General features: G+C 42.7%; 11 protein-coding genes. 9 read left to right on the plus strand and 2 right to left on the minus strand.

Features of this window, described 5'->3' with window-relative positions:
* The first annotated feature begins 1,193 nt into the window (after positions 1 to 1,193).
* The 9 genes from J2T20_RS23665 to J2T20_RS23705 all read left to right on the plus strand — a co-directional run bounded on the left by J2T20_RS23665 (position 1,194) and on the right by J2T20_RS23705 (position 9,445).
* The gene (locus J2T20_RS23665; RefSeq protein ID WP_307592160.1) at positions 1,194 to 5,105 is read left to right on the plus strand and encodes an S-layer homology domain-containing protein; all 3,912 of its coding nucleotides are present in this window, start codon (positions 1,194 to 1,196) and stop codon (positions 5,103 to 5,105) included.
* 43 nt (positions 5,106 to 5,148) lie between these two features.
* Complete coding sequence (locus J2T20_RS23670) at positions 5,149 to 5,532, plus strand: hypothetical protein (protein ID WP_307592162.1); 384 nt, start codon at positions 5,149 to 5,151, stop codon at positions 5,530 to 5,532.
* 110 nt (positions 5,533 to 5,642) lie between these two features.
* Entirely contained in the window at positions 5,643 to 5,777 is a 135-nt protein-coding gene (locus J2T20_RS23675) for a hypothetical protein (RefSeq protein WP_307592164.1), read from the plus strand.
* Positions 5,778 to 5,960: 183 nt separating this feature from the next.
* A complete protein-coding gene (locus J2T20_RS23680) occupies positions 5,961 to 6,803 on the plus strand; it encodes an SDR family oxidoreductase (protein WP_307592166.1) in 843 nt (280 codons plus the stop codon).
* A gap of 110 nt (positions 6,804 to 6,913) precedes the next feature.
* Complete coding sequence (locus J2T20_RS23685; RefSeq protein WP_307592168.1) at positions 6,914 to 7,417, plus strand: GNAT family N-acetyltransferase; 504 nt, start codon at positions 6,914 to 6,916, stop codon at positions 7,415 to 7,417.
* A gap of 29 nt (positions 7,418 to 7,446) precedes the next feature.
* On the plus strand, positions 7,447 to 7,707 hold the full coding sequence (locus tag J2T20_RS23690) for a YqkE family protein (RefSeq protein WP_307592170.1): 261 nt from the start codon (positions 7,447 to 7,449) through the stop codon (positions 7,705 to 7,707).
* 22 nt (positions 7,708 to 7,729) lie between these two features.
* The gene (locus tag J2T20_RS23695) at positions 7,730 to 8,236 is read left to right on the plus strand and encodes a metallophosphoesterase family protein (protein ID WP_307592171.1); all 507 of its coding nucleotides are present in this window, start codon (positions 7,730 to 7,732) and stop codon (positions 8,234 to 8,236) included.
* A gap of 18 nt (positions 8,237 to 8,254) precedes the next feature.
* Positions 8,255 to 8,716, plus strand: a complete 462-nt coding sequence (locus tag J2T20_RS23700) for a GNAT family N-acetyltransferase (RefSeq protein WP_307592173.1) — start codon at positions 8,255 to 8,257, stop codon at positions 8,714 to 8,716.
* Between the two features lie 18 nt (positions 8,717 to 8,734).
* A complete protein-coding gene (locus tag J2T20_RS23705) occupies positions 8,735 to 9,445 on the plus strand; it encodes an HAD family hydrolase (protein WP_307592175.1) in 711 nt (236 codons plus the stop codon).
* 98 nt (positions 9,446 to 9,543) lie between these two features.
* Here the strand turns inward: J2T20_RS23705 and J2T20_RS23710 are convergent, their stop codons facing one another.
* Together J2T20_RS23710 and J2T20_RS23715 are read right to left on the minus strand one after the other, a co-directional pair.
* Complete coding sequence (locus J2T20_RS23710; protein ID WP_307592177.1) at positions 9,544 to 10,662, minus strand: FAD:protein FMN transferase; 1,119 nt, start codon at positions 10,660 to 10,662, stop codon at positions 9,544 to 9,546.
* 159 nt (positions 10,663 to 10,821) lie between these two features.
* Complete coding sequence (locus tag J2T20_RS23715; protein ID WP_307592179.1) at positions 10,822 to 11,754, minus strand: glycosyltransferase family 2 protein; 933 nt, start codon at positions 11,752 to 11,754, stop codon at positions 10,822 to 10,824.
* Positions 11,755 to 11,903: the final 149 nt, after the last annotated feature.

An 11,903-nucleotide genomic window follows, 5' to 3' on the forward strand; every position in this document is an offset into this window, starting at 1 on the left:
ATGTGCAGATCTACTTTTTGTGGCATCGTCTGCAAACTCCAATTTTCTTGTATAGCTCTGGAAGTGGTTTTAAAAGCTCCAGCACTTCATAGCTCGCATAGGTTAAGGTCGAAATTTGATAGACCATCGTTATCGAATGAACCTTCTGAAACTCCATGTTATCGCTCCTTTTATTGATCGGAGGATAGGTGCTTTACAGGTTCTCTCCTCCTTGTCTGCTAGACTTAGTGTATGCTCTCACATTATCAATATTTGTAAATCCTAAAAGTTCTGCGACTCTCTAAAGAAAATTCCCCGTCTCCAGCAGATCATAAGCGAACGTATGCCGGGATACATGAGTTGTTGCTCGATTCCTTGTGAACTTCTATCTATTCTTTTCTGCTGCTTGTTCCATCGTCAATAACTTGAAATAATTTCTTTCTTTCTGCACCTTTTAACCATCTGAGTGCCTGGTCAACATCCGTTATTACTTTTTGTGTTTTAACTTGTAAAGCAGGATTGGTTGATGGTCATCCGCAAGGTATGAGCTGTTTAACGCTTACAATAAAAAACAATTTTGAGATAACTAATGTAAAAGAAGTGGAATGTGACAAATACAATATAATTTAAATTTATCTAATGATACTATGTCTATTAATTTACCAAAATATAGGAAGTAGGATGAGTATGAAAAAAGTCTATCTTCATTTGTATTATTCATAATTTTTAGCTTATTTGTCTCAGGTGTAACTGTTTTTGCAAATGCTAACGATGATTCCATTGAGAAAGCAACTACCATCAATATTAACGAGACATATTCAGGTGTTTTAGGTACTAATAGTGACGTTAACTTTTATAAGTTTACTACTACATCTGATGGAAAAATAACAATCAACATGGCGAATAAATCAAAGGTAGGTTGGAATTACCAACTATATGATAGCACGGGTAATTCTTTGATTGGTATCAGTGGACCGATAACAGTGAGTTGGCAAAAGGGATCACGGAAAGCAGTATTGGTTTGCCTACAGGAACTTATTATTTAAGAGTAAGTGCTTCTTATACCAGTGTTGTTGGAGGAGTCCCATATACTATCATTCTATAAATGAATTGAGGAAGGTAGATGACTCATCATTTTGAGTGGGATCTTAAAAGGGAAGATATTATATTTTAATTGAAGAACATAAAATAGAAATCTGGAGGTTTTGTTACCAATGAACACGTTTAAAGGGATAATACCTAAAATATTATTAATTTTTATTTTTATACAATTTATCCCATATAATCTGCAAGCTGAAGGAATGAATACGCAGCAAGAAGTCGAAAACTTTACTGATGTAACTCAATATCAAAATGAAATACACCAATTAGTAGATTTGGGTATCATCAAAGGATATACGGACAACACATTCAAACCGTACAAATCAATCACTAGATTGGAAGCAGTCACGATGCTAATCCGTGAATTGAAACTATCTATTACTGGTCATCCCGATCCAAATTTCAAGGACGTAAAGAAGGGAGAGATTGGTTACGATCTTATTGCAACCGCTACTGAAGCTGGTATCATCAATGGAAAAGATGGTGGAGTGTTCGATTCAAACGGGAAGTTAACGCGTGGACAAATGGCTAAAATTTTGGTTGAAGCATACGATCTTAAGGAAAATCAGCAGAAAAAGATTGATTTCATAGATGTATCATCTAAGTATTGGGCATATTCTTACATACAAATCCTCGCCTCGAACGGTATTACAACTGGATATGAGAATGGTACATTTAAACCTGATCAAGAGCTATCAAGGTTGCATTTCGTTCTATTCCTTACACGGTATCTGAACGAAGTAAAACAAGAAAATCCCGCAGATACAGATCAATTATTTTCCTTGAACGCTGACAAAACTGATGTAGTTGTTGGGGATTCCGTAACCTTTAATCTTCAGGTCAGCCAGAAAGATACACCGACATACATAGCTAAGTGGAGTGCTACGGGAGGTACGCTACAGATAAATAATAATAAAACATCGGCAGTTTGGAATACGGTTCTGGCCGATACTGCAAAATATATAATTACTGTTACTATTGAAACGACGGACAAAACTGGAGCTAACCTTTCATTTGACAAGACGGTATCAATTTCAGTATCACCTAAGAAACAGAACAATACAGAATCCGGTATCGGAACGTCTCCGATAGTCAATGATGACGGGAACCTTAACCCGAATCCAGACGATCTTACCGATGAAACCTTTACGGATACGGATGGCGACGGACTTGCAGATTGGATTGAAATCAAGACATACGAAACTGATCCATTAAAAATAGATAGTGATAGTGACGGATTAACCGACGGTTTTGAAGTTTTATTTCTTCAAATGGATCCAAAAGCAGCAGATTCGGATAATAACGGCACGCCGGATAACAAAGAGGATCCCGATGCAGACAGTCTGACCAACATCGAAGAGCAGACGAATTTTACTAATCCACTTATTTCAGACTCTGACAATGATAATATTTTAGATGGTGCTGAAATTAAAACTTATCTGACAAATCCTTTGAAAACAGACACGGATGATGACTTTCTTGATGATGAGAGTGAAATGAATAAGTTCCTAACAAATCCACTTAACCCAGATTCAGACAACAATGGCATCCTTGACGGCTATGAAAAACGTGAACAACAGCTTGATGCGAGTGCGTTGGGAGTTTCCATAGCTTTTGCTGCAACAGGTGATGCTGAGAAAACGACAACGGTATCTACAGACACCTCTGTGCAACAGATTACTGGAACTGAGGGACTGATAGGCACGCCGATTGATATACGTTCCACTTCCAAATTTGATACAGCTACACTAACATTTAAGTATGAACCAGTAGGATTAGGTGACACGGACCCGGAAAACTTAAGACTGTTCTATTATAATCCTACAACACTTGCTCTTGAACTTGTTGAAGATCAGCAAGTAGATACATCAAACAATCAGGTGACGGCGACGTTAACTCACTTTTCTACATACATGCTCGCAGATATGAGTATATGGGCACAAACATGGGGAGATGGCTTGATCAAAGGAGAATTTATAGAAGATAATGGAACTGTTTTACGTAAGCCACTAGACCTCGTTTTTGTCATCGATAGCTCCGGAAGTATGGGGGCGGGACCTACCGATGATTATAATAAAGATATAAATAATAACCGTATTGAAGGTACGAAATTGGTTGTCGATTCGCTTCAGGAAGGAGACCGCGCGGCCATCGTTGATTTTGACTATTATGCTACTCTTCTTCAAGGGCTTACCGACGATAAGCAGAAACTAAAGGATGCGGCAGATAAGGTTGATTCATCCGGAGGAACTAACATTGGGATCGGTGTAAGTAAAGCATTAGATGAAATCCAAATAAATGGTCGGACCGAATCGAGTCCCATCATCATTCTGCTGACTGACGGCGAAGGAGACTATAGCGACAATCTAACAAGAACCGCCAAAAGTAGAGGTGTTGTTATCTACACGATGGGGTTGGGTACTTCTTTCAATGCCGAATTGCTACGTGAAATCGCTAATGAAACAGGTGGGGATTTTTATCATGTGAACGCGGCCGAAGATCTCCAAGGGCGCTTTCTGCAAGCCGGCGATGTAATCGGTTTGACAAAAGATACAGACGGAGACACAATTCCCGACTGGGTCGAGGAGAAAGGTTACATTGTTAAGGACACCTTGGGGGTTGTCATTGAAGCGACTAAACTTGACAATAATGATTCGGACGGTGACGGTATCCTTGATCAGGAGGAACTTGGTAACTGGTACTACAACTCAGAAACCGGTATTGTCTATGTGGTTAGAAGTAAAACGTTAGAGGGAGTCCCGGTGAATCCGAACACAAGTGACCCGAATAAAATAGACTCAGATTTCGATGGAGATAACGATAAAGTAGATGATCGGGATTATATCCCATATACTGAGCCGGTTGTATTTATTCATGGTATCCGCTCGAATTCAAGGGATGTATGGGGAGGGGATTCCTATCTAGATAACGGTCAACCTCTTAACTTCCTAGCCATGCAGGATAAAGGAGAGTTTAAGAAAGATATCCGTTCTGACCAAACTTTTTCAAAGACTTCGATTTTCCAAAAAGATGAAATATGGTATGCATACAAGAGCGATGCTCAATTTGGAAATGACCAAATTTCATATGGGGAACCAGATGCACAATATGTTCGTAATATTGAGAAGGGTAGTCAATCCCTTCCCAATATCTTCCCCTATTTTGTTAACAAGGGCTATAAAGTCAACGAAAATCTTTTTGTATTTAACTGGGAAAATGTAGATCACGTCCTTTATGCAGCAGGATTTCTGAGAGAATATTTGAAATCACTTTCCGATGATTATTTACCTGAGATGAACGGTGTTGATGTCACCAAAGGCTATGATCAAGAAATCACTTACTCACTGGTGGGCCACAGCGCTGGGGGTCTGGTGTCGAGAACATACATCGAAGACTCGCAAGTGGGTGATCCCGGCATCACAAAGCTTATCACTGTGGATACCCCACATTGGGGATCCAACAAGGCGTATAACGGCGGCATCTGCGGTAGTGTTTTTCAAGATTTGGACCGAGAAGATAGTGACTTGTTTTACTCAAATCCTAAAAATATTTGTAAGGATTACGGTGCTAAACGTTTGAATTTTACTAATAAGAATGCAACCAAATATTATTTCATCGGCGGATTGGTTGGTATAAAGGATAAAGATTTGTGGACGGCTGATGATTACTACTATTCAAAGGACCTTGATCCAATCCTTGTAGAACTCAGTTCTGCAAGTGCATCTAAGACCGACGACAATTTGTTTGAAGAAATCAAAACTATTCTGGAAAACCATGTTAACATTACGTTACCGGAACCAAAAACTTCCCGAATTAGCGAGGTTCATTTTGGCGATAATGTGGTTGCCCTCGGGAGTCAATTCGGTATTCCATCTGATGGGCAGCGAAACAAAGATGATAAAATCAATGCGATAATATACGACAAAGCTTTCGTTTACATTGGTCATATGGAGGATTCAGAACACAGCACGATAACTCACCAGCCAGTCATTTTTGATTTGATTGAAAGGTTACTGAATGAATAATACATGCAATATCGGATGGGTTGTCGATAAGGGGGAATATCCTGTGAGAGTGTTATTGAACATCATACATGGCGCTATTTACGTTGTATTCTTGTTATTACTTAATGAGTTGAGAAACATGGGTATTCCTACCCAATACTGGGGTTTTTACAAAATAATTTTGCGAATTCTGTTAGTTCTGATTATTTTTTTGCAAGCAACCATTATTATTAAGGCCGGTAATAAATTTATATATCCCTTTTTTATTCAAATATTATCCTTTCTATTCATTTTATGTCTCCACGGTCAAGCTGTTTTGTATATGGATGAAATCCTTACCAGCGAAGAAGGATGGATAAAATTGGGTTGGATTATTTTAGCGGAAGCCACGGTAATTGTGCTTGCATTGTTTTTGTGGAAAAAGATGAACAGGACCGCTACACGATAAGCTGCTTACTTTAAGTGATCTGAAATAATTTATTATAAATCCTTGATGTTGTTATACGAACTAATATACCGGAAGCATTTTTAAATGGATTTAGCGCTAAAGGTGGCATTTTGGAAGAGATAGACGAGAAGTTCGTTAAGTATTGTACCGATTTTCAGGTGCTGTACATTCCAATTACATCTATACGCGCTATAAGTCTTGATACGAAAGAACGGGAACGTCCGCGTGTAGGCTTTGGACAATAACTTTTGTTGAAAACGTAAGGGTAGGGGGAATTTCCCCCTGCCTTTTTTTGCTGTTTACTTACGAGACTAACTTAATGTTTTCTCCAAACTGCTAAATGATGTAACATGATCTTAGATTAAATGATCATAAAAGGCCAGCGCTACTAAGGATTGGACCGATTATGTCAGGAGAGTGGGTTCCTTATGAAGGGGAAAATCGTGATTGTTACCGGAGGCAACTCGGGAATGGGACTGGCTACTACGGTGGATCTGGCACGGAGGGGCGCTAAGGTAATTATGGTTTGCCGCAGCCGTCAGCGTGGAGAAGAAGCACTGGTTCAAGCCCGACAGCAGAGTGGAAGCTTAGACATTGAACTTATGCTCTGTGATTTGGCATCTCTGGAGAGCATCCGCAGCTTTGTTAGGGACTTTACTGACATATATTCTGTACTGGATGTCCTTATTAATAATGCCGGTGTTGTCTCCATCAAGCGTCAGCTTACAGCAGACGGCTTTGAGTTGGATCTGGGTGTTAATCACTTGGGTCACTTTCTACTGACCAATCTGCTGCTTGAGTCTTTGATAAGAGCAGAACAAGGGCGGATTGTAGTCGTGGCCTCCGGCGCGTACAAGATTGGAGCCCTTCATTATAAGGATCCGACTCTTTCCCGCGGCTACAATCCAGCCAAGGCTTATGCAAGGTCCAAGCTGGCGAATATTCTGTTTACCAAAGAGCTGGCGGTCCGGCTGAAGGGGACGGGTGTGACCGTGAATTGCGTACATCCGGGGGCGGTAGGCACCAATATCGGTGTGAATCGTGAAACGGGTTTTGGACAATCAGTCTTAAAGATGCTGTCCTATTTCTTTTTAACACCCGCTCAGGGAGCAGATACGGCGATTTATCTTGCTACCGCACCGGAGCTTGCTGAAGTGACAGGACAGTACTTTTACTGTCGTAAAGTTAAGGAGCTGTCTGCCAGAGCAGAGAACATGCAGGAGGCAAGACGGCTGTGGAATTGGAGCGAAGAACAGGTCGGAATGAATTGATACAGATTACATTTGACTGCCAGGCAACAATGAATTAACTTGGACAATAGAATAATGCTCCCGCAAATTCTTATATGAATAGCGGTCAGCTTGATGGAGGAATTAAGATTATGGAGTGGCAGCAAAGTATAATCGAAGACGCAGCATTAGGGGATTTGGCGGCAATTGTAGATATTTATAACTCTACCATATCAGGTCGGGTCGTAACTGCAGATCTGGAGCCAATTCATGTAGAGGATAGAGAGAAATGGTTCCATGAACATAATAGTCATCATCGTCCATTATGGGTATTGAAAAAGGATGGGGAGATCGCCGCGTGGCTTAGCTTTCAGTCGTTCTATGGTAGACCTGCCTATAACGGAACAGCAGAGATCAGTATTTATGTAAGTGAGAACTTTCGTGGAATCGGAGCTGGCAGTATCCTTCTGAGCAAGGCGCTGGAAGAAAGTCCCCGGCTTGGTCTTAAGAACCTTGTAGGTTTTGTATTCGGACATAACGAACCTAGCTTGCGGCTGCTGCAAAAGTTCGGTTTTACCCAATGGGGATTGCTGCCCGGGGTAGCCGAACTGGATGGTATCGAGCGTGATCTGGTCATTATCGGCCGTAAATTATAAAACAGTACCAGCCTAAGGAGGAATGAATCATGGCTAAAAAGAAGAAAACACCAAGTGCACCTCGCACCCCTGCTGCTGAGGGTCCGGCTACATTGAAGGATCTGCTTAGCAGTGAGGTTTTGGGCAAGCTTAAAGCACAGAGCGACGAACTGAAAGCAGAAGAGAATAACCGCAAAGAGCTTGCTCGTAAAGCCGTAGAGGACAAGCGGATCGCCGAGCAGAAGCGGCTGGAGAATGATTTTGAACATCTGCTGGAGAATAGCAGTCAGGACTGGCATAAATACAAATAAGCTGAACTAAGGAGCTGGCGTCTTGAGAGTAGGAGTCGTATCGGATACGCACATGACGAGAATGTCAAAAGCCCTGCCGCAGGCACTGACGGAGGAATTCCGGAAGGTTGATCTAATTCTGCATCTAGGTGATTGGGTGGACATGGAAATCTATGAACAGCTGGCAATGTTAGCTCCGGTAGAAGGTATTGCCGGGAACAATGACGGCGAGGACATTATACGGCGGTTTGGAGAACGCAAAATCATTGAGCTTGACGGACTGCGTATAGGAATGGTTCACGGCCATACTCCGTACTCTGGTAAGGGAACCGATGGGAATGCCTTGAAGGCTTTTTCCAATGAACAGGTGGACTGCATCTTATTCGGACACTCTCATCAGCCTTTAATGAGGAACGAGAAGGGAATCCTATTGTTCAACCCAGGCTCACCCACTGATAAACGGCGTGAGAAGCTGTATTCTTTTGGATTAATGGATATAGAGAATGGGCAAATCAGTGCCCGACATGTCTTCTACGATTCCAAAAAATAATAAAGTGAGGCTTAACTGATGCAGAGATTTCAAATCGAACGGGTAAGTCTGGAGAATATAGAGCTAATCGTTCCGCTTTTTGATGAATACCGGGTGTTTTATGGTCAGCAATCCGATACCGGGGCTGCCCGAGATTTTCTGTTAGAGCGGCTGAATTTGAACGAAAGTATTATTTTCACAGCTGTGGAAGGAGATTTAGAGGATAAGCGTGCTGTAGGCTTCACACAGCTGTATCCCTCATTCTCTTCAGTATCTATGCAACGGTTATGGATACTCAACGACCTGTTTGTAACAACTTCGTCGCGCGGCTGCGGTGTCGGATCTCTACTGCTGGATGCTGCCCGCGAATGGGCGGTAACGACGGGAGCCAAAGGCTTATCTCTGACAACCATGACAGGAAATACGGGGGCACAGCGTCTGTATGAAGCAAGCGGATACGTGAGAGATTGTGATTTTTACAGTTATAATCTTTACTTTTAAGGATGAAGGGGCAACTACGTGCAAAAGACTAATAAGCTGGCTATTTTTTTTGATTTGGATGATACCCTCTACAATCATTTGGTGCCCTTTCGAGACGGGGTGCGGGAAGTCCTGGGGCTTACCGAGAACACTGTGAACATAGCAGATTTATTTCATAGGGTAAGGCATCACAGCGATTTGCTCTGGCCTAAATATTTGCAGGGTGAGCTTGAACTTGAGGAAACGCGGCTGCTGCGGATGGAGCTGGCTTTTGCGGAGTTTGGATTGGATTTAAATCGGGAGACGGCTGCGCAGGTACAAGCCGCTTACATCGATCGTCAATATAAAATCGAGATGATAGACGGAGTGCTTCCGCAGCTTCAGAGATTCATTTCCGGCGGTCATACGGTAGGGATTATTACGAACGGCCCGGAAGATCACCAAATGAAGAAAATTCGCGCCTTGGGTGTAGACAAACTTATTCCCGAAGAACGGATCTTTATCTCTGATGCGGTTGGGATCGCTAAGCCGGACCCGGAAATCTTTGCTTACGTGAACAGGAAGACAGAAACTACGCCTGATCATTGCCTGTATGTTGGAGATACCTGGGGTAACGATGTGGTCGGGGCCTTGGAGGCAGGCTGGAAAGTGTGCTGGTACAACCCTAGAGGCAGACAGCCGCTCACAGACCATGAGCCAAGTTATACCTTCACCACATATGATGAGTTTAAGGAGCTTCCTATTTTATAGACTAAATTACACTATAGATGGACAAATAAAAAAGTCTATCCCTACCCTTTACATGGGTGTTGGGATAGACTTTTTTGCTATTCGCAGTTTGTTATATATTAATTACCAAAACTATACGTAGGATCGGTTAGCTGCAACCTCTCTCTAATTCCCGGTGTAGCATAGATCTTGTTGTCATCCGTAATGAAGAAAGCCTCGATTTTTTCAGGAAGTGATTCGAGATATTGCATACCTTCTTCCAGACCCATTAGGAAAACACCCGTAGACAAGGCATCCGCATCGGTAGCATTAGGACTCATAATCGTGATACTTTTCAGCCCGTTTTGGGACGGGAAGCCTGTACGCGGATCAAGAATATGGTGGTAGCGAACCTCATCCTGAATGAAAAACCGTTCATATACACCGGAAGCATCGATAACCTCATCGGTGATTTTGATGGTCCCCAGCTGGGTTCCACGGCTTTGATCCGGATCCTGCAATCCAATATTCCACTGGGCGCCGTCTGGTTTGGTACCCAGGGCGATAATGCTGCTGCCGCCTAGGTTAATCATAGCGCTGTCCAAACCTTGGGCTTTCAAATAGTCTGCTACCCGGTCCGCTGCATATCCTTTGCCGATTCCGCCTAAATCAAGCACCATGCCTTCTTTGGCCAGCTTTACAGTCTTTGCAGCTTCATCAATAATCACATCTTTATAGTTGGTAAGAGCTTTGGCTTTATCAATGTCAGCTTGCGGAGGAACTTTCTCGCCACCGCTTCCGATATTCCAAAGATCCACAAGAGGACCAATGGTAGGATCGAACAGTCCATTCATTTCCACTGCATACTTCAGGGATTGCTTAACCACATCCAGAGTATCGTCAGAGACAACAACCGCTTCTTTACCTGCTGCTTGATTCACGGCATACACTTCGCCGCCTTCTTTGGTACGGCTAAGTTGAAGGTCCAATTTCTCAAGCAGATGCAGGATATCATCCATATTTTTCTGCGCTACGGTATCACCAAACACCTTAATATTAACCACCGTATCGTAAATGTAGAACGTCTGGGACATCGATCTCGTTCCGCCGTCTGTGGATACCTGCGCCACATTTTGGTCATCATTCGCGGCTTGAGTATTCTCATTGTCCTTGTTGTTAAGAAGCATCCAAGCACCGACAGCTGCAATGATGATCACGATAGCGGCTAGAATAAGCGTCGTTTTTTTGTTCTTAAACATGTTTCACCATCCATAAAGTTAGTTTCTGATCACATCATTACTATCATACCCTAGATGAGGATAAGCTGGATACTCCTATTCATGAAAATTTGGACAATAAAAATCCGCTCTCGGAGTGCGGAGCGGATCTGAAAAGACACAAATAGGATAGAAAGTCTACTAGTCCAACATATACTCGTTATATTTATTCTTCCGAGGGTTGAGCACGAAAAAAATACCGGAAGTATATCCCTTTACGGCGTTGAAATTCTGCTTTAGCGTTTCTTTAACCGTTAAGTAGGTCAATGTCCAAAGCAATGCGGCGTAGTTCTTTACAGGGGCTTTGCGTAAATTGAGTAAATAATAATGATTAACAGCGGTAGCCCTGGCAACTCGTCCAGCTTTATCACGGGAGCTTGGAGATTCGTGGTGAGTGATTTTCATATTGGGATTTATCACAAGCTTGCCGTAACGGCTTGCCAGATGACACATATAAATATCATCAGCAACGGCATAACTGGTCATCCATGGGTAGGGCTTCATATCCTGAAGAGCTGAGCGTCGGAACGACATGTTACAACCATGGAAAAAATCGGTCTCGAAGATGTCTTTGGTTTCTCCCCATAGAAGCAGAGATCCTGCGAGCGTACTCGCCGATAGCCTGCCTGGTGAGCTGGACATTTGGCAAGTAAGTCTGCCGAGCAGCTTACCCGTAGGACTGCTGGTAAGGCCTTTGGCAATACCGCCAACTCCAACAATATTATGATCCATCGCATAAGTATTCAGCATTGTCCGAATGTACTCCCGATCATCGAGTTCCGCATCGTCATCAAAGGTTAGCAGAATTTCTCCGTCTATCAGTCCAAGTGCTTCGTAACGGGATAACCAGACACCGGGTTTGGTTTTTCTATAATATCGCATCTCCGCGTTTGGCAGTCCGGCAAGGATGGTCCGGTAATAGTTCAGTAAGCCTTCAGGAATATCACCATCATCTACGATAAGTAGTTCTATAGATATATCCTCCAGCTTGGTCTGCTTCCCAATGGATTGTATGCATAACGTGAGATCGTCAATACGATTTCGCGTTGGAATGACTATAGATAGATCATGCATGCCGCTGCCTCCCTCTATATCCTGAAGTAGAGCTACTTCCCACTCGGTTGATTGTTTTAACAAATTGCCCGTAATTCCCCGTCCTCTATAGGTGGGGGATGAATAGGGCGTGTCTCAGTTTGGATCGTATACTGCCAGTTGTTGTGATG

The sequence above is a fragment of the Paenibacillus wynnii genome (assembly GCF_030812855.1).
Taxonomy (GTDB): Bacteria; Bacillota; Bacilli; order Paenibacillales; family Paenibacillaceae; genus Paenibacillus_AQ; species Paenibacillus_AQ wynnii_A.

Coding starts and splice junctions, on each gene's coding strand:
- J2T20_RS23710 (WP_307592177.1), bottom strand. CDS start 10,662: ATGTTTAAGAACAAAAAAACGACGCTTATTCTAGCCGCTATCGTGATC.
- J2T20_RS23665 (WP_307592160.1), top strand. CDS start 1,194: ATGAACACGTTTAAAGGGATAATACCTAAAATATTATTAATTTTTATT.
- J2T20_RS23680 (WP_307592166.1), top strand. CDS start 5,961: ATGAAGGGGAAAATCGTGATTGTTACCGGAGGCAACTCGGGAATGGGA.
- J2T20_RS23690 (WP_307592170.1), top strand. CDS start 7,447: ATGGCTAAAAAGAAGAAAACACCAAGTGCACCTCGCACCCCTGCTGCT.
- J2T20_RS23700 (WP_307592173.1), top strand. CDS start 8,255: ATGCAGAGATTTCAAATCGAACGGGTAAGTCTGGAGAATATAGAGCTA.
- J2T20_RS23715 (WP_307592179.1), bottom strand. CDS start 11,754: ATGCATGATCTATCTATAGTCATTCCAACGCGAAATCGTATTGACGAT.
- J2T20_RS23685 (WP_307592168.1), top strand. CDS start 6,914: ATGGAGTGGCAGCAAAGTATAATCGAAGACGCAGCATTAGGGGATTTG.